The 26123-nt window shown below is 67.6% G+C and carries 26 protein-coding genes; 13 read left to right on the forward strand and 13 right to left on the reverse strand.

Features of this window, described 5'->3' with window-relative positions; translation table 11 throughout:
• Positions 1-685: NAD kinase (locus QMZ25_RS03620; RefSeq protein WP_283219139.1), on the forward strand; the 685-nt coding region annotated here is incomplete at its 5' end.
• Positions 686-732: 47 nt separating this feature from the next.
• Entirely contained in the window at positions 733-1677 is a 945-nt protein-coding gene (locus QMZ25_RS03625) for a 5'-nucleotidase (RefSeq protein WP_053515425.1), read from the forward strand.
• Between the two features lie 75 nt (positions 1678-1752).
• On the opposite strand, the gene QMZ25_RS03630 is transcribed toward QMZ25_RS03625, so the two are convergent.
• From QMZ25_RS03630 to asnS, 12 genes are all read right to left on the reverse strand, one after another.
• Positions 1753-2304, reverse strand: a complete 552-nt coding sequence (locus QMZ25_RS03630; protein WP_053515427.1) for a DUF2939 domain-containing protein — start codon at positions 2302-2304, stop codon at positions 1753-1755.
• A 41-nt stretch (positions 2305-2345) separates the two neighbouring features.
• A complete protein-coding gene (locus tag QMZ25_RS03635; RefSeq protein WP_053515428.1) occupies positions 2346-3326 on the reverse strand; it encodes an aldo/keto reductase in 981 nt (326 codons plus the stop codon).
• The gene (locus QMZ25_RS03640; RefSeq protein ID WP_053515430.1) at positions 3326-4012 is read right to left on the reverse strand and encodes a DUF2461 domain-containing protein; all 687 of its coding nucleotides are present in this window, start codon (positions 4010-4012) and stop codon (positions 3326-3328) included. Before QMZ25_RS03640 ends, QMZ25_RS03635 begins: the two co-directional genes overlap by 1 nt.
• Positions 4009-5448, reverse strand: coding sequence for an exodeoxyribonuclease I (gene sbcB / locus QMZ25_RS03645; RefSeq protein WP_065176050.1), 1440 nt, complete (start codon positions 5446-5448; stop codon positions 4009-4011). Before sbcB ends, QMZ25_RS03640 begins: the two co-directional genes overlap by 4 nt.
• Complete coding sequence (locus QMZ25_RS03650) at positions 5448-6815, reverse strand: NAD(P)/FAD-dependent oxidoreductase (RefSeq protein ID WP_065176049.1); 1368 nt, start codon at positions 6813-6815, stop codon at positions 5448-5450. Before QMZ25_RS03650 ends, sbcB begins: the two co-directional genes overlap by 1 nt.
• A gap of 31 nt (positions 6816-6846) precedes the next feature.
• Positions 6847-8121, reverse strand: coding sequence for a kynureninase (gene kynU, locus QMZ25_RS03655; RefSeq protein WP_053515435.1), 1275 nt, complete (start codon positions 8119-8121; stop codon positions 6847-6849).
• Positions 8122-8309: 188 nt separating this feature from the next.
• Positions 8310-8831: a 3-hydroxyanthranilate 3,4-dioxygenase gene (locus QMZ25_RS03660; protein ID WP_128987771.1), complete on the reverse strand. Its 522-nt coding sequence runs from the start codon at positions 8829-8831 to the stop codon at positions 8310-8312.
• Between the two features lie 19 nt (positions 8832-8850).
• On the reverse strand, positions 8851-9513 hold the full coding sequence (gene can / locus QMZ25_RS03665; protein WP_053515439.1) for a carbonate dehydratase: 663 nt from the start codon (positions 9511-9513) through the stop codon (positions 8851-8853).
• 70 nt (positions 9514-9583) lie between these two features.
• The gene (locus QMZ25_RS03670) at positions 9584-10222 is read right to left on the reverse strand and encodes an FMN-binding negative transcriptional regulator (RefSeq protein WP_283219140.1); all 639 of its coding nucleotides are present in this window, start codon (positions 10220-10222) and stop codon (positions 9584-9586) included.
• Between the two features lie 10 nt (positions 10223-10232).
• The gene (locus tag QMZ25_RS03675; RefSeq protein WP_053515443.1) at positions 10233-10547 is read right to left on the reverse strand and encodes a hypothetical protein; all 315 of its coding nucleotides are present in this window, start codon (positions 10545-10547) and stop codon (positions 10233-10235) included.
• 7 nt (positions 10548-10554) lie between these two features.
• Positions 10555-10854, reverse strand: coding sequence for a hypothetical protein (locus QMZ25_RS03680; protein WP_053515445.1), 300 nt, complete (start codon positions 10852-10854; stop codon positions 10555-10557).
• A 32-nt stretch (positions 10855-10886) separates the two neighbouring features.
• Positions 10887-12281, reverse strand: a complete 1395-nt coding sequence (gene asnS, locus QMZ25_RS03685) for an asparagine--tRNA ligase (RefSeq protein WP_065182902.1) — start codon at positions 12279-12281, stop codon at positions 10887-10889.
• A 127-nt stretch (positions 12282-12408) separates the two neighbouring features.
• Here asnS and QMZ25_RS03690 point away from each other — a divergent pair, with 127 nt between their 5' ends.
• The 6 genes from QMZ25_RS03690 to zipA all read left to right on the forward strand — a co-directional run bounded on the left by QMZ25_RS03690 (position 12409) and on the right by zipA (position 18712).
• Positions 12409-12747 (forward strand): iron-sulfur cluster assembly accessory protein, encoded by a 339-nt coding sequence (locus QMZ25_RS03690; RefSeq protein ID WP_053515449.1) that lies wholly within the window; start codon positions 12409-12411, stop codon positions 12745-12747.
• A gap of 205 nt (positions 12748-12952) precedes the next feature.
• A complete protein-coding gene (gene rpsF / locus QMZ25_RS03695; protein WP_053515451.1) occupies positions 12953-13390 on the forward strand; it encodes a 30S ribosomal protein S6 in 438 nt (145 codons plus the stop codon).
• Between the two features lie 11 nt (positions 13391-13401).
• Positions 13402-13632 (forward strand): 30S ribosomal protein S18, encoded by a 231-nt coding sequence (gene rpsR, locus QMZ25_RS03700; RefSeq protein ID WP_002804494.1) that lies wholly within the window; start codon positions 13402-13404, stop codon positions 13630-13632.
• Between the two features lie 104 nt (positions 13633-13736).
• The gene (gene rplI / locus QMZ25_RS03705; protein WP_053515452.1) at positions 13737-14186 is read left to right on the forward strand and encodes a 50S ribosomal protein L9; all 450 of its coding nucleotides are present in this window, start codon (positions 13737-13739) and stop codon (positions 14184-14186) included.
• A 235-nt stretch (positions 14187-14421) separates the two neighbouring features.
• Complete coding sequence (gene smc, locus QMZ25_RS03710) at positions 14422-17925, forward strand: chromosome segregation protein SMC (protein ID WP_164152480.1); 3504 nt, start codon at positions 14422-14424, stop codon at positions 17923-17925.
• A gap of 46 nt (positions 17926-17971) precedes the next feature.
• Positions 17972-18712 carry a cell division protein ZipA gene (zipA, locus tag QMZ25_RS03715; RefSeq protein ID WP_111186144.1) on the forward strand — a complete coding sequence of 247 codons (741 nt, stop codon included), beginning with the start codon at positions 17972-17974 and terminating at the stop codon, positions 18710-18712.
• 76 nt (positions 18713-18788) lie between these two features.
• On the opposite strand, the gene QMZ25_RS03720 is transcribed toward zipA, so the two are convergent.
• On the reverse strand, positions 18789-19919 hold the full coding sequence (locus QMZ25_RS03720) for a pyridoxal phosphate-dependent aminotransferase (protein WP_283219141.1): 1131 nt from the start codon (positions 19917-19919) through the stop codon (positions 18789-18791).
• Between the two features lie 158 nt (positions 19920-20077).
• Between QMZ25_RS03720 and ligA the strand changes: the two genes are divergently transcribed.
• From ligA to mtnA, 5 genes are all read left to right on the forward strand, one after another.
• A complete protein-coding gene (gene ligA, locus QMZ25_RS03725; RefSeq protein WP_283219163.1) occupies positions 20078-22549 on the forward strand; it encodes an NAD-dependent DNA ligase LigA in 2472 nt (823 codons plus the stop codon).
• A 52-nt stretch (positions 22550-22601) separates the two neighbouring features.
• Complete coding sequence (locus QMZ25_RS03730) at positions 22602-23087, forward strand: GNAT family N-acetyltransferase (RefSeq protein WP_053515463.1); 486 nt, start codon at positions 22602-22604, stop codon at positions 23085-23087.
• On the forward strand, positions 23084-24040 hold the full coding sequence (gene epmA / locus QMZ25_RS03735; protein ID WP_065176043.1) for an EF-P lysine aminoacylase EpmA: 957 nt from the start codon (positions 23084-23086) through the stop codon (positions 24038-24040). Before QMZ25_RS03730 ends, epmA begins: the two co-directional genes overlap by 4 nt.
• A 139-nt stretch (positions 24041-24179) precedes the next feature.
• Complete coding sequence (locus tag QMZ25_RS03740; protein WP_080375199.1) at positions 24180-24908, forward strand: DUF3011 domain-containing protein; 729 nt, start codon at positions 24180-24182, stop codon at positions 24906-24908.
• Between the two features lie 47 nt (positions 24909-24955).
• The gene (gene mtnA, locus QMZ25_RS03745) at positions 24956-26020 is read left to right on the forward strand and encodes an S-methyl-5-thioribose-1-phosphate isomerase (RefSeq protein ID WP_065176042.1); all 1065 of its coding nucleotides are present in this window, start codon (positions 24956-24958) and stop codon (positions 26018-26020) included.
• Positions 26021-26123 lie beyond the last annotated feature (103 nt).

Consider the following 26123-nt stretch of genomic DNA (forward strand, 5'->3'; position numbering starts at 1 on the left):
CCATGCCCCCGAGCAGGCCGACGTGCTCTGCCCGCTGGGCGGTGATGGCTTCATGCTGCAGACGCTGCATCGTCACGGCCACCTGGGAAAACCGGTGTTCGGCATGAAGCTGGGCACCGTAGGTTTCCTGATGAACCAGTACCGGGGCGACGACGACGTCAATGCACGCATCGCCCGCGCGGAACCGGCCAACCTGCGTCCGCTGGAGATGGTGGCGCTGACCGAATCGGGCACCAGCACCGGTTCGCTGGCGTACAACGACGTGTCCCTGCTGCGGCAGACCCGCCAGGCTGCGCACATCGGCATCGACCTCAATGGGCAGGAGCGGGTGGCCGAACTGATCGGCGACGGCGTGCTGGTTGCCACGCCCGCAGGCAGCACCGCCTACAACTATTCGGCCCACGGACCCGTGCTGCCCTTGGGCTCGCACACCATCGCGCTGACGCCATTGGCACCGTATCGCCCGCGACGCTGGCGTGGTGCCATTCTCAAGGCGGATACGGAGGTGCGCTTCCGCGTGCTGGACCCCTACAAGCGACCGGTCAGCGTGACCGCCGATTCGCACGAGACGCGCGACGTGGTCGAGGTGACCATCCGCGAGTCGCGCGACCGCCGGGTGACATTGCTGTTCGACCCGGAACACAATCTGGAAGACCGGATCCTGAGCGAACAGTTCGTTTTTTGAGGACAATAGGTTGCCGGTCGCGTCGACCGCCAGAAGGACCCCCACCGATGGGTGACAACTCCCCCCGTTTGCTGACCGTCGCGGTGACCTCGCGCGCCCTGTTCGATCTCGAGGAAAGCCACGCGCTGTTCGAGACCGATGGCGTGGCGGCCTATGCGGAGTACCAGCGCCAGCACGAGGACGACATCCTCGGTCCCGGCGTGGCCTTCCCGGTGGTGCGCAAGCTGTTGGCGCTGAACCAGGGCGCCAGCCCGGAGAACCCGCGCGTCGAGGTGATCCTGCTGTCGCGCAATTCGGCCGATACCGGCCTGCGCATCTTCAATTCGATCCAGCACTACGGCCTGGGCATCATCCGTGCCACCTTCACCGCCGGTGAGCCGACCTGGCCCTACGTGAAACCGTTCGGCACCGATCTGTTCCTGTCGGCCAATCCGGAGTCGGTCCGCAGTGCGCTGCGCCACGGAATCGCCGCTGCGACGATCCTGCCCAAGCCACCCGGCGAGACCGCTGCGGCCGCCGCGGACCAGATCGACACCGGCCGACCGTCCGGCCAGCTGCGCATTGCCTTTGACGGTGATGCGGTGATCTTCGGTGATGAAAGCGAGCGCATCTCGCGTGAACAGGGGGTCGAGGCATTCGGCCGCCACGAGCGCGAACGTGCGCGCGAACCGCTCAGCGGTGGCCCGTTCCGCGGCTTCCTGTCCGCGCTGCACACGCTGCAGGAGGTGTTCCCGGCCGGTGACAGTGCGCCGATCCGCACGGCGCTGGTCACCGCCCGCTCTGCGCCCGCGCACGAGCGGGTGATCCGCACGCTGCGCGAATGGGGCGTGCGCCTGGACGAGGCGCTGTTCCTGGGCGGCCGCCACAAGGGGCCGTTCCTGCAGGCCTTCGGTGCCGACATCTTCTTCGATGATTCGCAGCACAACATCGACAGTGCCCGCGAACACGTTGCCGCGGGCCATGTGCCGCACGGTGTCGCCAACGAGGGATGACGCGGTAGCGCCGGGCCACGCCCGGCGAGCGTAGCGGCACCTGTAGGAACGCCGGGCCACGCCCGGCGTTCTGCATCATGGGGTGCCGGCCATTCCCAACTGCACGTCAACCACTTTCCAGCGCAGCCCCTGCGGTTCCAGCACGACCTTCAACGGTGGTTGGCCCGGGCCGCGATCAACGTCGACGACGAAGCGGTCGAACGCTTCGAAACGGTGGCGGGCGTTCTTCAAAGGCCGTGCCGGTTCGGTCGCCGCGAAGGCATCTCCGCCCTGCAGCTCGTTGCGCCCACGCTTCCACAGCACATGGCCCTGCAGCATCGCACCGATGCCGGTCGGGGTCATCAGGGTGTCCACCGCTGCGCCCCCAAGCTGGTCGCCCAGGCCGTAGAGCAGGGCGCCGAACGGACTGCTGGCCACATCGGGGCCGGCCTGGCGCACGAGGTAATCATTGAGTTGCGCACGCAGGCTGACGCGCACGCGCGGAAAGTCGACGTAGCGTTCCAGTGCGGCGGTATCGCGCTGTTCGATGGCCTTGGACAGACCGTGTATGGTCAGGTAGGGGCCGCCGAACCACACGCCGGCCAGGGCAATCACCAACAGGACCACGATCGCAGTGAGCTTCTTCATGCCGCCAGACTGCCGCAAGTGCGGCCGGGCGGGGTGAAGACTCAATGACTGGGCGAACCGCTGCCGTCGCCATAGGCCGCGACCAGGCGTTGCCGGTCGGCGGGGCGCAGTGCTTCGGGTCGCGTGGCCAGCACCTCCTCCAGACTGCCGACGCGGGTAGTGCCCAGGATGCCGGCGGCCACGCCGGGGTGGCCCAGAACGTAGGCAAACGCAGTCTGGGCCGGACGCTGGCTGTCGATCGCCGCAATGGCCCGGCGCATCGCACGTGCGCTGCGCATCAGACGGCGGCTGCTGGGCTTGAGCCACGCGCGCGCCAGGTACCAGGCATCGGCCAATCTCGGCCGGCGAGGCTGGCTGGGCAGCAGGTGGCCCTGTGCGAGCACGGTGCCTGCCAGTACGCCGATTCCGGCCGCATGCAGCTGGTCGATCAGCGGCGCACGATCCTGCTGCAGCGCGTTGTAGTCCAGCAGGACCACGTCGAATGCCTGTGGATGCGCAAGCATCCAGTGCAGCGTCGAGGCTGAGTGGGTGTTGATGCCGGTGGCGCGGATCAGGCCACGTTCGCGCAGGCGCTGCAGCGCATCGAGCAGATCGTCGTTGATGTCGTGCGCGGTGGCGCCATGCAGCTGGTAGATGTCCAGGTAATCCAGGCCAAGGTTGCGCAGCGAGGCTTCGCAGCTGGCGGTGATGGCCGCAGGCGAGAAATCGCGCTGTTCTGCGCCACTGATGCCGGCCTGTCCGGTCAGTGTGCCGCCCTTGCTGGAGATGACCAGTGACTCACGCGGGTAGCGGGCCAGCAGCGGTCGCAGGATGCGGCCCAGGCGCGGTTCGGCATGGAAGCCGGAGTAGTTGTGGCCGGTGTCGAACAGGTTCACGCCCTGGGCCAGCGCGTGCTCGACGATCGCTGCGGCGGCATGCTCGGCAAAGCGGCGATGGCCCCAGAAGCCCGAACAGCCCAGCCCGACCGGCGATACGGACAGGCCGGTGCGGCCGAGCGGGCGGCGTTGCCGGGCCAGTGGCATCAGAACTCCAGATCCAGTGCCGCGCACAGATAGTCGACGAAGGGGCCGAGCGCGGCCAGATCCTTGCCGAGCGTGGACAGCAGGCGCGGCCCGGTCATCGTCTCATCGTCCAGCGAGCGCCACATCACCCAGTTGCGATGCTTGAGATCGTCGATGAACTCGAAATCGGCGGGGAAGCCACGCGGCGGCCTGACCAGCTTCTCGCTCTGCTCGAAATCGAAACGCCGGCGCAGGGCGGGTGCATGCGCTGCGGCCTTCCAGCTGCCGGGGTTGTCCAGGATGAAATGGCGCACGCGGCGCTGGGTGTCCGGTTCGGGGTGCCACAGGCCGGCACCGACGAAGCTCTCGCCCGGCTGCAGATGCACGTAGAACGACGGAGCGGCCACTTCGCGGCGGCGTTCATGGAACAGGCGTGCGCCCTGCCAGGTCTTGTACGGCGATTTGTCGTTTGAAAAGCGCGCATCGCGATGGATGCGGAACAGCGAACCACCGACGCCACGGGTATCGGCACGGAAATGCGCGCTGACCTCGGCCAGCGCGGGCTGCAGGTCGCCCAGCAGGCGCAGGAACGGCTGCCGTACATGGTCTTCGTACTGCTGGCGATGGTCGTTGAACCAGGCCTTTTCATTGTGCCGCGCAAGGCTGCGCAGGAACCTGAAACTGGCGTCGCTGAAATAGGTGCTCACAAGCTCTCCTGCAGATGCTGGCCCCAGTCGCGCAGCGATTGCAGCAGGGCCAGGCGGCGATCGTCGTCCGGCGCCTCGGCGGCCAGTGCATCGAGCTGCTGCTGGTACTGGGGCAGGTTGAGTTCGCCCAGGCGGCCGTCACCGAGCAGGCGCTGGCGGCGGTAGTCCTGCCAGCGCTGGCGCTCGGCCGGTGCCAGGGTGTCGGGATGGTTGCGGGCGCGATAGCGGAACAGCAGTTCGGGCAGGCGCGGATCGCGGAAGCGGCCTTCCAGCGCAGCCAGCTCTGCGGGCGGCGTGGTCCGCGCCAGGGCCAGCAGTGGCTTGTCGCCATTGCCGAGGAAGCCGTCGTACAGCGAAGCATCGACGTCGGCCACGACGGCGTCCCGTGGTTGGTTGTACACCTGCCGTGCCTTCTCGGCCAGTTGCGGCGCGAATGCACGCAGCCGCTCGACCTTGGCTTCGATGGCGGCGACATCCAGGCCCAGGCGGGCGTGATCGTCGGGCCGCAGGTGGTTCCAGGCGACCAGCGCCGGGACCTTGTTCAGATGTACTTCCTTCAGCGGCACCCGGGCGACGCCTTCGGGCAGTTCGCTGGCGCGCAGGTAGAGCCGCTCGGCGATCGTCTCGGCTGGCAGCTGCAGCAGGTCGTCGATGTCACCTTCCAGATCGAACACGATCACCCGGTTGTTGATCGTCGGGTGCACCGCCAGCGGCAGCACCGGAGCCGCGCACAGCCGGCTGGCCGGGTATCGCATGGAAATGTGCAGCACCGGCTTCAGCGCGCCCACGTCCAGCAGGCTGCCGACGAAACGCTTGTCGCGCAGTTTCAATGCGTACTCCCACAACCGCGGCTGCGACTGCTTGAACAGGCGGGCCATGCCGATCGTGGCGCGCACGTCCGACAGCGCCTCGTGCGCATCGCCATCGCGCACATTGTTGGCTTCGGCCAGGTGCTCGAGCTTGAACGACGTGGCGCCGTCCTCGCGCAGTGGCCAGTGGATGCCTTCGGGACGCAGGGCGCGCATCAGCCGCAGCATGTCCAGCAGGTCCCAGCGCGAGTTGCCGTTGCGCCACTCGCGCTCGTAGGGGTCATGGAAGTTGCGGAACAGACCGTAGCGGATGAATTCGTCGTCGAAGCGCAGGGTGTTGTAGCCCAGGGCACAGGTACCCGGGCGCGACAGCTGTTCGTTGATGCGGTCGAACGCTTCGGCTTCGCTGATGCCTTCAGCCAGTGCCCGCTGCGGCGTGATGCCGGTGACCAGGGTGGCCATCGGCGAGGGCAGCAGATCGTCGGCGGGGCGCACGAAGAAACTCACCGGCGTGTCGATCTCGTTCAGATCGGCATCGGTGCGGATCGCCGCGAACTGCGAGATGCGCGTTCGCCGTGGGTCCTGGCCGAAGGTTTCCAGGTCGTAGAACAGGAAGCTGTCAGCCATCAGTGTGCGCCCTCCAGAACCGGCAGCCGGGCATGGATCTGTGCCTCCAGAGCTGCCCAGTCGATGTTCTCCAGCGACGTATGGCCGATCGTGGCGGCCACCAGCATGTCGCGCTGGATGTCGGTCCGGCGCAGTGCCTCGGCGTAGGGCGTGTGCAGGAACGTGACCATGGTGTAGTGCGGTACGAAGCGGGTCGGCCAGCGATGCTGAAGCGCCTGCTCCAGCTCGCGCTGCAGCAGGAAGGCCGGGTCGGCGACGCGATCACGCATCTCCAGGTAGTTCTCCAGGGCCATCTGCTGGATTGCATGCGCGTTCGGCTTGCGTTCTTTCTCGAAGGCGGCGAACGCGCTCTGCAGGTCGTCGGCTTCCATCAGGTGGCGGGCCAGTGCCACGCAGTCCTCGAACGCGCAGTTCATGCCCTGCCCGTGGAAGGGCACCATCGCATGCGCGGCATCGCCGATCAGCACGGCCTGGCCCTGCTGGTGCCAGCGCTCCAGCGTCAGCGTGCCGAGCAGGCCGGGCGGATGCTGCTCCCAGTCCGTGCGCAGGTCGGGGATCAGCGGCAACGCATCGGCGAACTCGCGCGCGAACAGGGCTTCGGCCTGGGCGCCGGTATTGACGGTGGCGAAGCTGGGCTCGCCCTGGTTGGGCAGGAACAGGGTGACCGTGAACGTGCCTTCGTGATTGGGCAGGGCGATGCACATGAAGTGGCCCCGTGGCCAGATGTGCAATGCGTTGCGTTCGATGCGGAAGCCGCCATCACGGTCCGGTGGAATCTCCAGTTCCTTGTAGGAGTGATCGAGGAAGGCGATGTCCTCGCCCAGCGGCGCGCGCCGGTTCATCGCCGCGCGCAGCGCCGAGCCGGCGCCGTCAGCGCCGATCAGGCTGTCGAAGTGGATGTCGTGCGGGCTGTCGTCGCGATCGTCGATGAAGCGCGCATGGCCGGCATCGAAATCGACGGTATGCAGCCGGCGGTGGAAATGTACGGTGGCACCTGCCTGCTCGGCCAGTGTCAGCAGCGTGGTGTTCAGGTCCCTGCGATGGATCGACCAGATCACTTCGCTGTCGTCGCGGCCATAGCGCTGCAGCTGCGCGGCGCCTTCGCGCGGATGCACCATGCGTCCACGCATCATCACCGCGCGGGCCATCACCTCGTCCTCCACGCCGGCCTGCCGCAGCGCGTTGCGCCCGCGCTCGGCCAGCGCCAGGTTGATCGAGCGGCCGCTTTCGTAGTCGGCCACGCGTGGGTCGCCACGGCGTTCGTACAGGGTGATCCGCCAGCCCTGCCGCGACAGCAGGATGGCGAGCAGGGATCCGGCCAGGCCGGCACCAATGATGCTCAACGAGCGGGAGGCATGTGCGATCAACGAACTGTCCAGCAGGAGGGGAGGTGCCGGCTCAGAGGCCGGCCCAGGCTTCCACTTCCTCGACGAAATGGTGGACGTCCAGGTAGCGGTTGTAGAGCGGGGTGGGGGAGATGCGGATCACATCCGGCTCGCGCCAGTCGCCGAGCACGCCGACCGAGCGCAGGTGCTCGAACAGGGCGCGGCCACGCTCGCGGCCGGCGATCACCCGCAGCGAGAGCTGGCAGCCGCGCCGGTCCGGCTCGGCCGGGGTGACGATGTCGAGCACGTTGGCCAGGCGCGCGCGCACCAGGGCTTCGAGCATGCCGGTCAGTGCCAGCGACTTGCTGCGCAGGGCGTCCATGCCGGCCCGTTCGAACAGGTCCAGTGAAGCGCGCAGCGGCGCCAGGCCGAGGATCGGCGGATTGCTCAGCTGCCAGCCTTCGGCGCCGGTGGCGGGCGTGAACTGCGGGGACATCTGGAAGCGGGTGGCTTCGTCATGGCCCCACCAGCCGGCGAAGCGTGGCAGGGTGCTGTCACGGTGGTGACGCTCGTGCACGAACGCCCCGGCGACGGCCCCCGGGCCGCTGTTGAGGTACTTGTAATGGCACCACACGGCAAAGTCCGGCGCCACATCGTGCAGGCGCAGGGGCAGGTTGCCGACCGAATGCGCCAGGTCGAAGCCGATGCGCGCGCCCTGCAGGCGTGCGGCGCGGGTGATCGCATCGAGGTCGAAGGCCTGGCCGGTGCGGTACTGCACGCCTGGCCACAGCACCAGAGCCAGGCGAGGGCCATGCGTGGCGATCGCGCGTTCGATCGCGGTCATCGAGATCGTGCCGCTGGCCTCGTCCGGCTGCACCTCCACCAGGCAGTCGGCCGGGTCGAAGCCATGGAAACGGATCTGCGCTTCCACCGCGTGACGGTCCGTCGGGAAGGCGCCGGCTTCCATCAGGATCACCGGTCGTTCCCGGGTCGGCCGGTAGAAGCTGACCATCATCAGGTGCAGGTTCACGCTCAGCGTGTTCATCGCCACCACTTCGCTGGGCAGCGCACCGACCACCCGCGCCAGCTGCGTGCTGACCAGACGGTGGTAGGACAGCCATTGGGTGGGGCCGGTGAAGTGGCCTTCCACCGCCAGTTCAGCCCACTGCTTCATCACCTCCTGCACCGCCGCCTGTGCGCCGCGCGGCTGCAGTCCCAGCGAGTTGCCCACGAAGTAGGTCTGCTCGCCACCGCCGTGGCGCGGAATCAGGAATTCACTGCGCAGCGGCCGCAACGGATCCGCGGCGTCGAGAGCGATGGCATGGGTGCGGTTCAGCAGGTCGGACATGGTCGGGCAACAGGCTGCAACGGGGCTGCCAGTGTAGCGCCTGGGGCCTGCGTGATGCCGCGCAGTACGCTCGCCGGGCATGGCCCGGCGCTACCTGGAGATCACGCGCATCGGCCATGCCGGGCCATGCCCGGCGGGGGCATCAGCAATCGCAACACCGGTAGCGCCGGGCCATGCCCGGCGATCGATCAGTCCGCCGCCGGTGCCGGCAACGGGTCGATGTGGCCGCATTTGCCGCAGGTACGCAGTTCCAGGCTGGCGTGGTAACGCGCGAAGACCTTGGGCAGGTCGGTTTCGATGTTCTGCAGCGCGAAGAACTCCTCATGCAGCTTGTGGTTGCAGCGCTCGCAATGCCAGATCACACCGTCCATCTCGTGCGGCAGCCGCCTGCGTTCCACGACCAGCCCGACGCCGCCCGGTGGCCGGCGCGGCGAGTGCGGCACCTTCGCCGGCAGCAGGAAGATCTCGCCGGCACGGATCGGGATGTCGCGGACCGCGCCATCCTCCTGGACCTTCAGCACCATCTCGCCTTCGAGCTGGTAGAACCACTCGGGGCCTTCGTCGTAGTGATAATCGGTCCGCGAGTTCGGCCCGCCGACCACCATGACGATGAAGTCGCCGTTGTCGATCATCTTGTTGCCCACCGGCGGTTTCAGCAGGTGACGATGTTCTTCGATCCAGGCGTGCAGGTTGATCGGTGAGGCGAGCATGGTCGGGCTCCGTGGGGAATCAGTCGCGCTTGCCCTTGCGGGGGACATAGGAAAGCGCTTTCTCGTAAGCCGGCTGCAGATCTTCCGGCGAGCCGACATCGATGCCCATTTCGCGCACGCGGCCATCCTTCAAGCTGTAGACCCAGCCATGCACCATCAGCTTCTGGCCGCGTGCCCAGGCGTCCTGCACGATGGTCGAGCGGCACAGGTTGGCGACCTGCTCGATGACATTCAGCTCGCACAGGCGGGCATGACGCAGCTCGTCGGTCTCCAGCGCATCGATGATCGCCGCGTGCTTCTGCATCACGTCGCCGACGTGGCGCAGCCAGTTGTCCGCCAGGCCGACGCGGGTGTTGTGCAGGCAGGCATGCACGCCGCCGCAACCGTAGTGGCCCACGATGAGGATGTGCTTCACCTTCAGCTGGTCTACCGCGTACTGCACCACGCTCAGGCAGTTCAGGTCGGTGTGGGCGACCACGTTGGCGACGTTGCGATGCACGAACACTTCGCCCGGTGCCATGCCGATGATCTGGTTGGCCGGCACGCGCGAATCGGAGCAGCCGATCCACAGGTATTCCGGGTGCTGCTGCTTGGCCAGCTGATGGAAGAACTCGGGATCTTCCTTCTCGATGCGGTCGGCCCAGTCGCGGTTGTTCTGCAGCAGCTTGTGGATGTCTTTCATGTTCGGGTCCCTGACCTCGGTGGGGGCAAGTCGCGGCTGTCCGGCCGCGTCGTCGCGGGAGTCGGTGCGTTCAGCCGCCGCTGGCGGCCTCATCGCGGAACCAGCGCATCCACTGCGCCAGTTCGGTGGAAGGTGGGGCGTGCAGGCGACCCAACGCGTCGATCACCGCCTGCTGGTTGGCATCGGGATGGTTCTGGCTGAGCTTCAGTTTCAGCTGTACCTGTTCGACGTGGAAGTGAAACCCGACGATGGCGCGCAGCTCCGGGCCGTGCTCGGGACGATCAGCCTCGAACCGCCACTGCTGGCCGACGCTGGCTTCAAAGCGGTCGCTGATGTCGCCGACCAGCTGGGCCAGCGCATCGGTGCCGTCGAACGGCTGCAGCTGTCCGCGCAGCTCGGCAGCGGCATAGTTCCAGGTCGGAACGCGTGCCGCCGGTTCCTTGTCCGGATACCAGCTGGCCGAGACGTAGCCATGGGGGCCATCGACCAGCACCTTGGCGGTGCCTTGGCGACGCGACTGCGGGTTGGCCCGCGCCCAGTGGCCGCGCAGTTCGATGCGCTGGCCATCACGCCGGTACAGCACCGGCACGCGGGTCAGCTCGGGCAGGCCGTCGTCACCGGTGGTGAGCACGGTGACGAACGGATCGCGCGCCAGCAGGCGGTCCAGCCAGATCAGATCGGTCTCGGCGAAGGCGCGCGGAGTGAACATCGGCCTGGGCTCAGGCGCGCCCGCCCAGCGATTGCACCATGCGCCCACGCAGGCCCTCGTCGCTGTCGGCGTGCGGTGGCTGCACCTCATGCAGGCTGAAGCCGCGCACCAGCGCATCTTCTTCGTCCAGGCCGTCGAATTCGACGAAATCGGCGTCGAACAGCTGCGCGCGGGCGGTGTCCTCGCTGTCGTAGCTGAGGGTGTTGCCATCACTGTCGAGCACTTCGGCCGTGCCGGCCGGGCGCACGCGCAGGCGGGCCCAGATCAGGGTGTTGCCGAGGCTGGCCAGCCACCAGCTGTCGTGCGGGGCGGAGAGATCGTTCATGTAGGCGTTACCAGAGCGAAGCCAGCCAGAGCAGGGCGGCCATGCCCAGTCCGGCCAGCAGGGTCAGCAGCGAAACCCAGGCCGGCGTGGCCAAACCGGACAGCGAGCGATCCGGCTGCTGCCGGTAGTCGCGGCGCAGCAGCCAGGCCAGGGCATCGGGCTTGAGGAAGGCGCCGCTGCCGAAGCGCTGTGCCAGCGCCGGATGGCGGTCACGCACGTGCACCAGGGTCAGCGGCCAGAAGATCACGAAGGCACTGAACCCGGCCACTGCGACGCCGACAAAGCAGAGGGCGAAGAACAGGGTCATGGGGGCAGTACCTCCGTGGTCGGTGGTGGGGCTTAGAAGTCCGCGCTGCCGGGAGCGCGCGGGTAAGGAATCGCATCGCGGATGTTGGACAGGCCGCAGACGTACACCACCAGGCGCTCGAAGCCCAGGCCGAAGCCGGCGTGCGGCACCGAGCCGTAGCGACGGAAATCGCGGTACCAGCTGTAATGCTCACGGTCCAGGCCGAACTGGGCCATGCGCGCGTCCAGCACGTCCAGGCGCTCTTCGCGCTGGCTGCCACCGATGATCTCGCCGATGCCCGGCGCCAGCACGTCCATCGCGGCGACCGTCTTGCCGTCGTCGTTCAGGCGCATGTAGAACGCCTTGATGTGCTCGGGGTAGTTGGTCACCACCACCGGGCGGCCGACGTGTTCCTCGGTCAGCCAGCGCTCGTGTTCGGTCTGCAGGTCCAGGCCCCATTCGACCGGGAAGTCGAACTTCCGGCCAGACTTCTGCAGCAGGCTGACCGCATCGGTGTAGTCGATGCGCTCGAACGGCGCGTTGATGAAGTCTTCCAGCTTGGTGATCGCGTTCTTGTCCACGCGTTCGGCGATGAAGGCCAGATCATCGCTGCGCTCGTTCAGCACCGCGCGGAACAGGTACTTGAGGAACTCCTCGGCCAGGCGCGCATCTTCGGCCAGGTCGGCGAAGGCGATCTCCGGCTCGATCATCCAGAACTCCGCCAGATGGCGGGTGGTGTGGCTGTTCTCGGCGCGGAAGGTCGGGCCGAAGGTATACACCTTGCTCAGGGCCAGGCAGTAGGCCTCGACGTTCAGCTGGCCGGACACGGTCAGGAACGTCTCCTTGCCGAAGAAGTCGCGGCTGAAATCGATCGCGCCCTTCTCATCGCGCGGCAGGTTCACCATGTCCAGCGTGGACACACGGAACATCTGGCCGGCGCCTTCGGCGTCGGAGGTGGTGATGATCGGGGTGCTGATCCAGTTGAAACCGTTCTCGTGGAAGAAGCGGTGCACGGCCTGGGCCAGGCAGTTGCGGATGCGGGTGACCGCGCCGAACAGGTTGGTGCGCGGGCGCAGGTGCGCCACTTCACGCAGGAACTCCGGCGTCATCGGCTTGGGCTGGATCGGGTAGGTGAGCGGGTCTTCGACCCAGCCGACCACTTCGACCGCACTGGCCTGGATCTCGAACGACTGGCCCTTGCCCTGCGATTTCACCAGGATGCCGGTGGCCACCAGCGAGCAGCCGGTGGTGAGGCGCTTGATCTCGTCGAAGTTGACCAGGGTGTCGTTGGCTACGACCTGGATCGGGGCGAAGCAGGAGCCGTCGGTCACATTCACGAAGGCCAGATTCGCTGAACCGCGCACCGTGCGCACCCATCCGCGTACCGTGACTTCGCCGCCTTCCGGGATCTTCCCGGCAAGCGCATGTTCAACGCTGACCACCGTCATGACTTGAATCCTCTGCTGATCGACTCGATCTGTGAACACGGGAGTTTACCGGTTGCAGCGTTCTGCTTGCGAGGCATTTCTGCGGCCCAACGTCCCTATAATGTCCCTGTTCCTCTGGAGTAGTCCCATGGCTGTCAGCCTGACCCCCATTGCCTTCGAGCGCGTGCAGCGCTTCGTCGCCCAGACCCCGGGCGCGCTGGGCCTGCGCTTCGGCGTGACCAAGACCGGCTGCTCCGGCTGGGGCCACGTGACCGACCTGGCCCGTGACGAGCGCGAGGGCGATACGGTGTTCGACCAGGACGGCGTGAAGATCTACGTCGATGCACAGAGCCTGGCCCTGGTCGACGGCACCGTGATCGACTTCGGCAAGCACGGCCTGAGCGAGACCTTCACGTTCAGCAACCCGAACGCGACCGCCGAGTGCGGCTGCGGCGAGAGCTTCACCACGGACGCCGACAAGGCCTGAGGGCCGCTTCCCCGGGGGCCTGCCGGCCGGTCCTCGGGCAGGTCCCGGTGCTGCCGGGTTCAGGTTCGGCCGCGGTTGCCCGGCCGCCCCATCTGCGCCATAATGCGCGGCTTCCTGCCTTCCTGGCGGGAACCCTTGCCCCACCGCGGTCTCAACGGCGGGGGGCTGTCCGGCCGCAAGGCCACATCCGAAAGGTAGAAAAAACATGAGTCGTCATTACGAAATCGTGTTCATGGTCCACCCGGACCAGAGCGAGCAGGTCCCGGCCATGATCGAGCGCTACAAGTCGCTGGTCGAGAACGGCAACGGCACCATCCACCGTCTGGAAGACTGGGGCCGCCGCCAGCTGGCATACCCGATCCAGAACCTGGTGAAGGCGCACTACGTGCTGCTGAACATCGAAGCCGACCAGGCCGTGCTGAACGAGCTGACCGAAAGCTTCCGCTTCAACGACGCCGTGCTGCGCAACCTGGTCATCAAGCGTGACGAGGCTGACACCGAGCAGTCGCTGATCATGAAGAGCAAGGACGAGAAGGGTGACAAGCCGGAGCGCGGTGAGCGCCGTCGTCGTGACGACGAAGAAGGCGAGTCCACCACCACCGCTGACAACGAAGCCGGCGAAGACGCCGCTTCCGCCGCCTAAGGAGCCTTCCCATGTCCAAGTTCTTCCGTCGCCGCAAGTTCTGCAAGTTCACGGCTGAAGGTGTCAAGGAGATCGACTACAAGGATCTCAACACCCTGCGCCAGTACCTGACCGAGAACGGCAAGATCGTGCCGAGCCGCGTCACCGGTACCAAGTCGAAGTACCAGCGTCAGCTGGCGACCGCCGTCAAGCGCGCTCGCTTCCTGGCCCTGATTCCGTACACCGACAACCACGACGTCTGATGCCCGGCGGGGTGGCCGCGTGCCGCCCCGTTGTGCCAGCTATTCGGACAGCCTTTGTTGCGGGGCATCGCCTCGCTAACGAATAACTTATCTGGAGTAAAACCATGCAGCTGATCCTCCTGCAGAAGGTCACCAACCTCGGCAACCTGGGTGACCTGGTCACCGTCAAGCCGGGCTACGGCCGCAACTTCCTCGTGCCGCAGGGCAAGGCCGTGCCGGCCACCGAGAGCAACAAGGCAGAGTTCGAAGCCAAGCGCGCCGAGTACGAAGCCAAGGCCCAGTCCATCCACGCCGAGGCTGAAGCCCGCAAGGCGAAGCTGGAAGGCGCGAGCGTCACCATCGCCGCCAATGCTTCGACCGAAGGCAAGCTGTACGGCTCGGTCGGCCCGCGCGACATCGCCGAGGCCTTCACCGCCGCCGGCCTGCCGCTGGAAAAGAGCGAAGTCATCCTGGGCGAAGGCGCGTTCCGCAACATCGGCGAGTACGACGTGCTGATCCACCTGCACGCCGACGTCGAGACCACCGTCAAGGTCGTCGTCGAAGCCGAAGCCTGATCCCACGCCACAAGGCCTGGCATCACCGCAGAACGGGCGCCCGCGAGGGTGCCCGTTTTGTTTTGTCGGCCCGCCCGGCGGGTGCGCGGGCCCCGATGTTCCACGCCCATTCGTAGAACACGGCCACATCGGTATACTCAGGGCGTCACACCCGTTCCACGGTCGGCGATCCCAGCAGGATCAATGACTTGGAGGGTAAACGCAGGCCGCTTGCCGGCCCCAGTCCGGAACCCCTATGCGTCTTTCCACGATCAAGCTGTCCGGCTTCAAGTCTTTCGTCGATCCGACCACCCTGCATCTGCCGACCAACATGACCGGCGTGGTGGGGCCCAATGGCTGCGGCAAGTCGAACATCATCGACGCCGTGCGCTGGGTCATGGGCGAAAGTTCGGCCAGCCGCCTGCGCGGCGACTCGCTGACCGACGTGATCTTCTCCGGTTCCAACGCCCGCAAGCCCGTCTCGCAGGCCACGGTCGAGCTGATCTTCGACAACTCCGACCACACCATCTCCGGCGAGTACGCCTCGTTCAACGAGATCTCGGTCAAGCGCACGGTCAGCCGCGACGGCACCAGCAACTACTACCTCAACGGCACCAAGTGCCGCCGCCGCGACATCACCGATCTTTTCCTGGGGACCGGCCTGGGCCCGCGCAGCTACTCGATCATCGAACAGGGCATGATCAGCCAGATCATCGAGGCGCGTCCCGAGGATCTGCGCGTCTACCTGGAAGAGGCGGCCGGAATCTCCAAGTACAAGGAGCGGCGCAAGGAAACCGAAACCCGCATCCGCCACACCCGCGAGAACCTTGATCGCCTGGGCGACCTGCGTGAGGAGATCAGCAAGCAGCTCGAGCACCTCAAGCGCCAGGCCCGGCAGGCGGAGCAGTACCAGGCGTTGCAGGAAGAGCGCAGGGTCAAGGATGCCGAGTGGAAGGCGCTGGAGTTCCGAGGCCTCGATGGGCGCCTGTCGAAGCTTCGCGAGGGCCTGTCGCAGGAAGAAACCCGGCTTCAGCAGCTGATCGCGGACCAGCGCGACGCCGAGGCCCGCATCGAGACCTCGCGCATGCGCCGCGAGGAAGCGGCCGACGCACTCAATACCGCGCAGGCCGCGGTCTACCAGGTCGGTAGTACCTTGGCCCGACTGGAGCAGCAGATCCAGCACCAGCGCGAGCTGTCGCAGCGCCTGCACAAGGCCCGCGACGAGACGCGGCAGGCATTGGCCGAGCTGGGCCAGCACATCAGTGGCGACGAGGCCAAGCTGATGGTGCTGCGCGAGGCGGTGGACGCCGCGACCCCGCAGCTGGAGGCGCTGCAGGAAGAGAACGAGATCAAGCAGGAAAGCCTGCGCGAGGCCGAAGCCCGCCTGGCCGACTGGCAGCACCGCTGGGAACAGCACACCTCACAGAGTTCCGAGGCCTCGCGCGCCGGCGATGTCGAGCGCACCCGCGTGGACTACCTGGACCGGCAGATCCTCGATGCCGACCGGCGTCGCGAGGCGCTGGCCGCCGAGCGTGCCGGGCTGGACGTGGACGCGCTGGAAGAAGCCTTCGAGCAGCTGCACCTGCAGCACGACACGCAGAAGACCGCACTGGACGAGCTGAGCGAACAGGTCGAGCAGCGCAAGCAGGGCGTGGCCACCGTGCAGGAACAGCAGCGCAACGGTCAGAACGAACTGGCCGAGCTGCGCAAGCAGGTCAATGGCCTGCGCGGTCGCCTGGCATCGCTGGAAACCCTGCAGCAGGCCGCACTCGGCCAGGAGCAGGGCGCCGCGGTTGCCTGGTTGAAGGCGCGCGGGCTGGATTCGGCCGCGCGCGTGGGCGAGCGCCTGGATGTCGATGCCGGTTGGGAAAATGCGGTGGAAAGCGCCCTCGGCCAGCTGATCGAAGGCGTGCTGGTGGACGACCCGGCAGGCCTGGTCGATGCGCTGGGCGAACTGGGCGAAGGCCGCATCGCACTGGTGTCTGACGATGCCAGCGATCTGGACGTCGCCGCGACATCGCTGGCCGCGCGCGTGCGCGGACCGACGGCGATCCGACGCCTGCTGGCGCATCTGCATGGCGCGCGGGATCTGGACGAGGCCCGTGCCCTGCAGGCCCGGCTGCCCGCCGGTGATTCGATCATCACCCAGAGCGGTGAGCGTCTCGGCCAGGGCTGGGTGCGCGTGTCGCGCTCCGGTGCGGCCAAGCAGGGTGCGCTGCTGCGCGAGCGCGAGATCAATGAGCTGCGCGAGCAGATCGAACAGCTGCAGAACCGTGAGGTCGAGCTGGAAGATCAGCTGTCCGGCTTCCGCGAGCAGCTGCTGGCCGCCGAACAGCAACGCGAAGATGCGCAACGGGCGCTGTACCTCGCGCATCGTGCGGTATCCGAACTGGCGGGTCAGCTTCAGGGCCAGCAGGGAAAGGTGGAGGCCGCACGCACGCGCATCGATCGCATCGAAGGCGAGCTGAGCCAACTGCTGGAGACCCTCGAGGTCAACCGCGAGCAGGCGCGCGAGGCACGTTCGCGGCTGGAGAGTGCCGTCAGCAGCATGGGCGACCTGGAATCGACCCGGCAGGCCCTGGAAAGCGAACGCCGGCAGCTGGCCGAAGCACGCGACCTCGCCCGCGAAGCCGCACGGGCGGTGCGCGAACGCTCGCATTCGCTGGCACTGACCCTGGAATCGCAGCGCGCACAGGTGGCATCGCTGAGCCAGGCGCTGGAGCGCATGAGCACCCAGCGCGGGCAGCTGGATTCGCGCCTGGGCGAACTGCATTCGCAGCTGGACGAGGGTGATTCGCCGGTCGAATCGCTGCAGGCCGAGCACCAGAATGCGCTGGAAGAGCGCGTGCGTGCCGACCGCGTGCTGGCCGAAGCGCGTACTCTGCTTGACGGCATCGACGCCGAGCTGCGCAATTTCGAACAGACCCGCCACCAGCGTGATGAGCAGGCGCTGGCGCAGCGCGAGCGTATTTCCCAGCGGAAGCTGGACCAGCAGGCCCTGGTGCTCAGTGCTGACACCCTGCAGGCTGCGGTGGAGAAGGCCGGCTTCGTGATGGCCGACCTGCTCAACGCATTGCCCGAGGACGCCCGCCTGGGGGACTGGGAGCAGGCCGTGCACCAGATCGACGGTCGCATGCGCCGGCTGGAGCCGGTCAACCTGGCGGCGATCCACGAGTATGGCGAGGCATCGCAGCGGTCGGAGTATCTCGATTCGCAGCATGTGGACCTGACCACGGCGCTGGAGACCCTGGAAGACGCCATCCGCAAGATCGACCGCGAAACCCGCGGCCGATTCAAGGATACGTTCGACCGGGTCAACGCCGGTGTGCAGGCCCTCTATCCGCGCCTGTTCGGCGGTGGCCATGCCTATCTGGAACTGACCGGTGAAGATCTGCTCGACACCGGCGTGACCATCATGGCGCGTCCGCCGGGCAAGCGCGTATCCAGCATCTCGCTGCTGTCCGGCGGCGAGAAGGCGATGACCGCAGTGGCGCTGGTGTTCGCGATCTTCCAGCTCAATCCGGCGCCGTTCTGCCTGCTGGACGAAGTGGACGCACCGCTGGACGAGGCCAACGTGGGCCGCCTGGCCAACATGGTCAAGGAAATGAGCGAGAAGGTGCAGTTCCTGTTCGTCAGCCACAACAAGGCGACGATGGAAGCTGCGCAGCAGCTGTCGGGCGTGACCATGCGCGAGCCGGGCGTCAGCCGCCTGGTCAGCGTGGACCTGGAAGAGGCCGCGCGATTGGCGGGCGCGGCCTGACGTGCCATCCTAGTTACCTGAATGAACTAGCCGGAGAACCTATCGAATGTCCGACACGGCACTGTTGCGCATCGGCATCCTGGCCGCCGGCCTGCTGTTGATCGCCGCGATCTTCCTGTTTGGCCGTCCGAAGAAGAAGCCCCAGGGCCGCCGCGTGGAAGGCACCGAACCGACCAGCAGCGAGCGCCGCGAACCTGTCCTGGGCGAGGACGGCGTACCGTTGGCCGATACCCGCCTCGATCCGGCACTGGGCGAAGAGGGTCAACAGGCCGAACTGGGCCTTGCCGACACCGACGCCGGCGCGGCCAGCGACCTGGGCAAGCGCGCCACCCAGGATTTCGACAAGATCGTCTCGCTGTTCGTGGCCGCACGGGCCGGCGAGCAGCTGCGGGGCGAGGACATCGTCGTGGCGGCCGAGAAAACCGGTCTGGTGTTCGGCCACATGAACGTGTTCCATCGTCTGGTGGAGGGCCATCCGGAACGGGGGCCGATCTTCTCGATGGCCAGCATCATGAAGCCGGGCAGTTTCGACATGGCCAACATCCGCGCCATGGAGACGCCGGCCATCGCCTTCTTCCTGACCCTGCCGGCGCCGCTGACCGCGCTCGATGCCTGGGAGAAGATGCTGCCGACCGTGCAGCGCATGGCCGAGCTGCTCGATGGCGTGGTGCTGGACGACAGCCGCAACGCGCTCGGCCGCCAGCGCATCGCCCACATCCGTGACGAGCTGCGTGCCTATGACCGCCAGCACCAGGCGCCGCCCCTGACCAAGACCCCGCGCTGGTAAGCGCGGTCATCCCGGGCATGCCGACCCACGGTCGGCACCCACCACCACGGCAGATCCATCGCCTGCGTGGATGAAGTCAGGAAGGCACCCCGGCGACCTGGGCGAACGCGGCGCGGAACGCTGCCATCTCCTCCTCGGTGCCAACGGTCACACGGACGCGCTGCGGCCAGATCGGCCAGCTGCGACCGATCACCACACCCTGTGCGGCCATCGCCCTGGCAAAGGCGGCACCGTCGCGCTGGACGTCCACCACGAAACAGTTCGCTTCCGACGGCAGGCAGCTGAAGCCACGCTTGCCCAGCCAGGCGATGGTCGCCTGCCGGATCTTCGCGTTCTGCAGACGGCGCTGCGGAACCAACTGCGGATCGTGCAGGCTGGCCAGAGCGGCCGCCAGCGCCGGCACCGGCAACGGGTTGTCGCCGAGGCTGCCCAGCTCGCGCAGGCGATCGGGATGGGCCGCTGCCGCGCCCAGACGCAGTCCGGCCATGCCATACAGCTTGGAGAAGGTGCGCAGCACGATCAGGTCATCGCGCTCCGCCACCTGCGCGATCAGGCTCGGCTGGTCGCTGTACTGCAGGTACGCTTCGTCCAGCAGCACCCGGGTTCCGGCGGGCTTGCTGGCCAGCAGCCAGGCGAGCTCGGCGGGCGGGCTGATCGAACCCGTGGGGTTGTTGGGGTTGCACACATACATCAGCCCGGTCGGGCGCGCGTGCGCGGCAGCCACCATCGCGCGCACATCGTGCGCGCCGTCGCTGCGCAGAGGCACTCGGCTGACGTGTGCGCCCCGCGCGGCGGCCACGTCGCCAATCGCCTCGAAGGTCGGATCAGCCACGACCAGGCCCTGCTGCGGGCCGGTCCAGATTGCGGCGGCGCGGTTCAGGGGCTCGCTGGAGCCCGGGTACAGGCGCAGGTGATCGGCACTGACGCCGCTGTGTTCGACGAATGCATCACGGACCTGCGCCGCCAGCTCGAAGCGGTAGCGGCCGCAGCGCGCGATGCTGTCGCGAGCGGCCGATTGCGCAGCGGCGGAAGGCCCGTACGGGCATTCATTGAAGTTCAGCAGCACCGGCCCATCGGCGCGCGGCGACGCGGGAGCCGCAGCCGGGGCGGTTTGCGCGTATCCCAGGCCCGGCAGGCCACTGCCGGCGACGGCGAGGCCGGCACCGGCCAGCTGCAGGAAGCGACGACGGGAGGCAGGCAGGGTCATGGGCAGGTTTCCGGAGGGCGGCCGACGCACGCTAGCGCTGCCGGTGGAGGGCGGCAAGCCCGTCTTTCGCGGAGCGGGGCCCGGCACTGCCGGGGCGGGGACGTTACAGGGCATGACGGCCGGGCGCGGTAGAATCCCCAGCCGCCCCAGAATCACCGATCACGATGAGCCCCAGCCCCGCCGAACGCGTCGATGAACTCCGCCGGCAGATCGCCCAGGCCAACCGCGCCTATCACGAGCTGGATGCGCCGGAGATCCCCGACGTCGATTACGACCGGCTGGTGCGCGAGCTGGAAGCACTGGAACGTGCGCACCCCGAACTGGCCCGCGCGGACAGCCCGACCCAGCAGGTCGGCGCGCGTCCCTCCGGGCGTTTCGCTGAAGTCCGCCACGCGGTGCCGATGCTGTCGTTGTCCAATGCCTTCAGCGATGAGGAGGTGACCGACTTCGTGCGCCGCATCGACGAACGCCTGCGACGCGGTGCCGCGCGCTTTTCGGCGGAGCCGAAGATGGACGGGCTGGCGATCAGCCTGCGCTACGAGGATGGACATTTCGTTCTGGGTGCGACCCGCGGCGATGGCACGACCGGCGAAGACGTGACGGCCAACCTGCGCGAGATCGGCGACATCCCCCGGCGTCTGCACGGCAAGGGCTGGCCGGACGTGCTGGAAGTGCGCGGTGAGGTCTACATGGCCCGTGCCGACTTTGAAGCCTACAACGATCGCGCGCGGCTGCATGGCGGCAAGGTACTGGCCAACCCGCGCAATGCGGCGGCCGGGTCGCTGCGGCAGCTCGACCCGAAGATCAGCGCACAGCGCAAGCTCAGCTTCTTCGCCTACGGCACCGGAGAAGTGCAGGGCGGCGAACTGCCCGATACCCACTCGGGCACGCTCGCGCAGCTGGGTGCCTGGGGCTTCCCGGTCAGCGATCTGTGCAGGGTGGTGGAAGGCGCCGATGGATTGCTGGCCTACTACCGCGATATCGGCGCACGCCGCGATGGCCTGCCCTTCGACATCGATGGCGTGGTCTACAAGCTGGACGACCGCGCTGGCCAGCAGGCGATGGGTTTCGTCTCGCGCGCACCGCGCTGGGCCATCGCGCACAAGTTCCCGGCGCAGGAACAGAGCACCACGCTGGAAGCGATCGAGATCCAGATCGGCCGCACCGGCGCTGCCACTCCGGTCGCGCGCCTGGCGCCGGTCGCCGTGGCCGGCGTGATCGTCTCCAACGCAACCCTGCACAATGCGGACCAGATCGAGCGCCTGGACGTGCGGGTGGGTGACAGCGTGATCGTGCGCCGTGCCGGCGACGTGATTCCCGAAGTGGTCAGCGTCATCCTCGACCGCCGGCCGCCGGGCACCACGCCGTGGCAGATGCCCACGCGCTGCCCGGTCTGTGGCTCGGAGATCGTGCGCGAAGAGGGCGCGGCCGCGTGGCGCTGCTCCGGTGAGTTGTCGTGCCCGGCGCAGCGCAAGGAGGCCATCGCCCATTTCGCTTCACGTCGCGCGATGGATATCGATGGCCTGGGTGACAAGTACATCGAAACCCTGGTGGATGCCGGCATCGTCAAGGGCGTGGCGGACCTGTACCGGCTCACCCGCGACCAGCTGCTGCACCTGAAGCTGGTGCTCGACGCGGAAGATCCGTCCGCGCTGGCCGCCAGCCTGGCGCCGCACCTGCCGGCCGAAGGCAGCGGCACCGTGCTCAATGCCGTGCTCAAGCTCGATGGCAACGATGTGGCCTGGCGCGCGAACGCACTGGCGCAGCCGGCCAGCTTCGAGTGGAACACGAAGAAGATCGCGACCCGCTGGGCCGACAACCTGATCGCCGCGATCGACACCAGTCGTGCCACCACGCTGGAACGGCTGTTGTTCGCGCTGGGCATCGAACATGTCGGCGAAAGCACGGCCAAGGCGTTGGCGCAGTGGTTCGGTGATCTGGCCTTGATCCGACGGCTGCCCTGGCCACTGTTCAAGCGCGTGCCGGACATCGGTGGCGAAGTGGCACGTTCGCTCGGTCACTTCTTCGAGCAGCAGGGCAACCAGCAGGCCATCGACGATCTGCTGCAGGTCGGCCAGGTGCGCATCAGCGACGTGCATCCGCCCAGTGCGAAGCTGCGTGAGGGGCTGGACCTGGCTCAGCTGCTGGTGGAATCGGAGATCCCCGGCATCACCCGCCTGCGCGCGGAAAAGCTGGTGGCGGTGCTGCCCAGCGCGCAGGCCGTGCTCGATGCCGAGCATGGCCAGTTCGTCAATGCCGGATTGCCCGAGGACACCGCGCGCGGCCTTGCCCAGTGGCTGGAAGCGGACAGCCATGGCGTGATGCTGCTGGCTGCCGAGGAGGCGATGCAGCAGATCCTGGCCAAGGCGCCCGCGCTGACCGAAATCGTCGCCGGTCCGCTCGACGGGCAGACCGTGGTCCTGACCGGCACCCTGGCCCAGCTCACCCGCGATGTGGCCAAGGAGCGACTGGAGGCGCTGGGAGCCAAGGTGTCCGGCAGCGTGTCGAAGAAGACCCACTTCGTGGTGGCGGGTACCGAAGCCGGCTCCAAGCTGGACAAGGCGCTGGCCCTGGGAGTGCCGGTGTGGGACGAAGCGCGTCTGCTGGCCTTCCTCGCCGACCACGAATGATGACCCCGCCGGGCGTGACATGCGCCCGGCCCGAAACAGCAAAGGATTCCCGATGCAGACTGCCCCGCTGGACTTCCGCCTGGCCACCCGTGCCGACGAGGAACTGCTGATCTCGCTGATGCGCGCGTTCTACGCCGAGGACAGGATCGAGTTCGACGACGTGCGCGTGCGTCGCGGTGTCGATGCACTGCTCGCCGATCCGCGCAACGGCGAAGTGCTGCTGTGGCTGGACGAAGCCGGTCAGGTGGTCGGCTATGCGGTGATCGCGATGGGCTTCAGCCTGGAGCAGGGCGGACATTTCATGCTGCTTGACGAGCTCTATCTGGGGCCGCGGGCACGCGGCCGTGGCCGGGGCAAGCAGGCGCTGGCCATCTGCGAACAGCGTGCGCGCGGACGCGGGGTCAGCCGCCTGCGCCTGGAGGTGAACCACCACAACGAACTGGCGCGTCGGCTGTACCTGGCCAGTGGCTACATCGATGACACCCGCGACCTGCTGACCCTGCCGCTGGATCACCCGCGCCCGGAGGGCATCCTGTGAGCGACGCCCTGCGGCGCAAACTGCAGCAGCGTGCCGCGCTGAACGCGCTGGTGCGCCGCTTCTTCGCAGAGCGTGACGTGCTGGAGGTGGAGACACCGATCCTGTCGGTGGCCGGTAATACCGAGCCCAACATCGACAGCTTCCATACCGACTTTAGCGGCCATGTCGACGCCGGCGGCCGCCGTCGCTGGCTGCGCACCTCGCCAGAGTACCCGCTCAAGCGGCTGCTCGCTGCCGGTGTCGGCGACTGCTACGAACTGGGGCGGGTGTTCCGCAACGGCGAGGCCGGCGGGCGCCATAACCCGGAGTTCACCCTGCTGGAGTGGTACCGGGTTGGCTGGGACCATCACCGGCTGGTGCAGGAAACCGCGGAGCTGGTCCGCCTGGCTCTGGGCCTGGTCGGACGCAGCGCCAGCCTGCGTGTGCTGAGCTACCGCGAGCTGTTCCAGCAGCAGGTGGGCGTGGATCCGTTCCAGACCGATGAGGCCGGGCTGCGCGCTGCGCTGGGTGACGTGCATATCGACCCGGTCGGGCTGACCCGCGACGACTGGCTGGATCTGCTGATGACCCATCGCATCCAACCGCATTTCGATGACGCGGTCATGACCGTTGTCCACGACTGGCCGGCGAGCCAGGCAGCACTGGCCCGCATCCGCCCTGGTACGCCGCCGCTGGCCGAGCGGTTCGAGCTGTACCTGGGGGCCGTGGAGCTGGCCAACGGCTATCACGAACTGAACGATGCCGACGAACAACGGGCGCGTTTCCAGCACGACCTGCAGCGCCGCCATGCGCGCGGGCAGGTGCAGCCGGCGCTGGACGAGGCACTGCTGGCGGCGCTGCCCGCGATGCCTGCGTGTGCGGGAGTTGCGGTCGGCATCGATCGCCTGTTGATGGCGATGAACCGCACGCCCCGCATCGCCGACGTGCTGGCCTTCGATTTCGCCGACGCCTGAGCGCACGCGGCTTTCTGAACCAGACAGACTGAACGGATTGCCGCGTCCGCGCGCTTGATTCAGCAAGCACGATGATGCTCTCATCACTCCCGATGCCAGACACTGGCATGGCAGTTCGTCCAGTCCTATGGGGAAGGCTTTGGTCAAGTGGTTTGCGGTTGTGGCGGCACCGGTCTACTCCATTGCGATGTGGGGAGTGCTGACGCCGTTGCCGGCATCGGCGCAGCAGGCCGGCTATGACGGCGAAGTCGTCACCTGCGAGTCACGCGACATGGCATGGGTGCATTGCGATATCGATGTCAGCAACGGCGTCGATCTGGTCCGCCAGTTGTCCAGCAACAGCTGTATCCGTGGCAGCGAATGGGGCACCGACCGCAGCGGCGTGTGGGTCACCCTCGGCTGCCGTGCCGAGTTCCGGGCGCGCCCGGCGCAGGGAGTGGCTGCGGCCGAGCCAGGCAGCAAGCGCAAGGTGCGCCGCGTGGTCCGCTGTGAATCCAATGGCCGTCCGCAGAGTTGTCCGGTGCGTTTGGACGGCGCACCGGTGCGCCTGCTGCGGCAGCTGTCGGTGCTGCCATGCCGGGAAGGGCAGGGCTGGGGTTACAAGCGCAACGAGGTGTGGACCAGCCGAGGCTGCCAGGGTGATTTCGAGGTGGCCGATGAGGATGGCCGTTTCGTCGACGTGCCGCGCCGGTTGACCTGCGAATCAAAATCGAAGAAGCGCCGTTTCTGCGGCGCCAGCATCTCCGTCGGTGCCGCGGTGCGACAGCAGCTGTCCAGCACAGAGTGCGTGGAGGGCAGCACCTGGGGCTGGAGCCGCAACGGCATCTGGGTGGACGGCGGTTGCCGCGCCGAATTCTCGGTGAATTGAATCCGGCCGGGTGCCTGCGCGAGGGGGCGTGGCCCTACAATGGGCCCATGAACACTGCCACCGACCTCGATTACGCCCGCTACGACCACATCCGCCCGATCCTGTGGACCGGCGATGCCCTGCAACTGCTGGACCAGCGCAAGCTGCCGTTCGTGGTCGAGCATGTGGTATGCCGGGACAGCGATGAAGTCGCCGCGGCCATCCACGCCCTGACCGTACGTGGCGCCCCGGCCATCGGCATCGCGGCTGCCTGGGGCGTCGTGCTGGCGGCGCGTGAGGTGCAGGCTGCCGATGGCCCGCTCGCCCTGCAGCAGCTTGAGCCGGCGCTGCAGCGGCTGAACGCCTCACGCCCGACCGCCGTCAACCTGGCCTGGGCACTGGCGCGGATGCGTCGTTGCCTGGGCAGCGCCGGTGCGGACTGGAAGACGCTGCTTGAAGCGGAAGCGCGGGCCATCGCCGAGGAAGACCTGGCCGCCAACCGCCACATGGGGGCGCTCGGCGCCGGCCTGATCGATGCCGGCAGCGGCGTGCTGACCCACTGCAATACCGGCTCGCTGGCCACCGCCGGCTTCGGCACCGCGCTGGGCGTGATCCGCGCCGGCATGGCCCAGCACCGGATCGCCCGCGTATTCGCCGGCGAGACCCGGCCGTGGCTGCAGGGGGCGCGCCTGACCGTCTGGGAACTGCAGCAGGATGGCATCGACGCCACCCTGATCGCCGATTCGGCCGCCTCGCACCTGATGAAGACCGGGGCCGTGCAGTGGGTGATCGTCGGCGCCGACCGCATCTGCGCCAATGGCGATACCGCCAACAAGATCGGCACCTACCAGCTGGCCATCGCCGCGCGCCACCATGGCGTGAAGTTCATGGTCGTGGCGCCGTCCTCGACGGTCGACATGGAGACCGTCGACGGCAGCCAGATCGAGATCGAACAGCGCGATCCGGGCGAGCTCTACGGCGTGGGCGGGACGCGCACGGTGGCCGAAGGCATCGCTGCCTGGAACCCGGTGTTCGACGTCACCCCGGGCGAGCTGATCGACGCCATCGTGACCGAGCGCGGCGTGATCCTGAACCCGACCGTGGAGAACATGCGCGCCGCCTTCGGCGGTTGAGACGCACAGGCGGTCTGCGCCGCGGGAGCCGGGCGCATCTTCCGGGTTCGCCGCGGCCAGCCCCGGGCGTGGCCCGATGGGCCCCGTCCTGCCCCTAAGTTCC

Origin of the sequence: Stenotrophomonas sp. RS-48 (genome assembly GCF_030053245.1) — a bacterium.
Lineage (GTDB): Bacteria > Pseudomonadota > Gammaproteobacteria > Xanthomonadales > Xanthomonadaceae > Stenotrophomonas > Stenotrophomonas maltophilia_P.

What these genes read in the sequence shown, in the direction of transcription:
- QMZ25_RS03625 (WP_053515425.1), top strand. Translation starts at nt 733, where the DNA reads ATGGGTGACAACTCCCCCCGTTTGCTGACCGTCGCGGTGACCTCGCGC.
- QMZ25_RS03630 (WP_053515427.1), bottom strand. Translation starts at nt 2,304, where the DNA reads ATGAAGAAGCTCACTGCGATCGTGGTCCTGTTGGTGATTGCCCTGGCC.
- QMZ25_RS03635 (WP_053515428.1), bottom strand. Translation starts at nt 3,326, where the DNA reads ATGCCACTGGCCCGGCAACGCCGCCCGCTCGGCCGCACCGGCCTGTCC.
- sbcB (WP_065176050.1), bottom strand. Translation starts at nt 5,448, where the DNA reads ATGGCTGACAGCTTCCTGTTCTACGACCTGGAAACCTTCGGCCAGGAC.
- kynU (WP_053515435.1), bottom strand. Translation starts at nt 8,121, where the DNA reads ATGTCCGACCTGCTGAACCGCACCCATGCCATCGCTCTCGACGCCGCG.
- QMZ25_RS03660 (WP_128987771.1), bottom strand. Translation starts at nt 8,831, where the DNA reads ATGCTCGCCTCACCGATCAACCTGCACGCCTGGATCGAAGAACATCGT.
- can (WP_053515439.1), bottom strand. Translation starts at nt 9,513, where the DNA reads ATGAAAGACATCCACAAGCTGCTGCAGAACAACCGCGACTGGGCCGAC.
- QMZ25_RS03670 (WP_283219140.1), bottom strand. Translation starts at nt 10,222, where the DNA reads ATGTTCACTCCGCGCGCCTTCGCCGAGACCGATCTGATCTGGCTGGAC.
- QMZ25_RS03675 (WP_053515443.1), bottom strand. Translation starts at nt 10,547, where the DNA reads ATGAACGATCTCTCCGCCCCGCACGACAGCTGGTGGCTGGCCAGCCTC.
- QMZ25_RS03680 (WP_053515445.1), bottom strand. Translation starts at nt 10,854, where the DNA reads ATGACCCTGTTCTTCGCCCTCTGCTTTGTCGGCGTCGCAGTGGCCGGG.
- asnS (WP_065182902.1), bottom strand. Translation starts at nt 12,281, where the DNA reads ATGACGGTGGTCAGCGTTGAACATGCGCTTGCCGGGAAGATCCCGGAA.
- QMZ25_RS03690 (WP_053515449.1), top strand. Translation starts at nt 12,409, where the DNA reads ATGGCTGTCAGCCTGACCCCCATTGCCTTCGAGCGCGTGCAGCGCTTC.
- rpsF (WP_053515451.1), top strand. Translation starts at nt 12,953, where the DNA reads ATGAGTCGTCATTACGAAATCGTGTTCATGGTCCACCCGGACCAGAGC.
- rpsR (WP_002804494.1), top strand. Translation starts at nt 13,402, where the DNA reads ATGTCCAAGTTCTTCCGTCGCCGCAAGTTCTGCAAGTTCACGGCTGAA.
- rplI (WP_053515452.1), top strand. Translation starts at nt 13,737, where the DNA reads ATGCAGCTGATCCTCCTGCAGAAGGTCACCAACCTCGGCAACCTGGGT.
- smc (WP_164152480.1), top strand. Translation starts at nt 14,422, where the DNA reads ATGCGTCTTTCCACGATCAAGCTGTCCGGCTTCAAGTCTTTCGTCGAT.
- zipA (WP_111186144.1), top strand. Translation starts at nt 17,972, where the DNA reads ATGTCCGACACGGCACTGTTGCGCATCGGCATCCTGGCCGCCGGCCTG.
- QMZ25_RS03720 (WP_283219141.1), bottom strand. Translation starts at nt 19,919, where the DNA reads ATGACCCTGCCTGCCTCCCGTCGTCGCTTCCTGCAGCTGGCCGGTGCC.
- QMZ25_RS03730 (WP_053515463.1), top strand. Translation starts at nt 22,602, where the DNA reads ATGCAGACTGCCCCGCTGGACTTCCGCCTGGCCACCCGTGCCGACGAG.
- mtnA (WP_065176042.1), top strand. Translation starts at nt 24,956, where the DNA reads ATGAACACTGCCACCGACCTCGATTACGCCCGCTACGACCACATCCGC.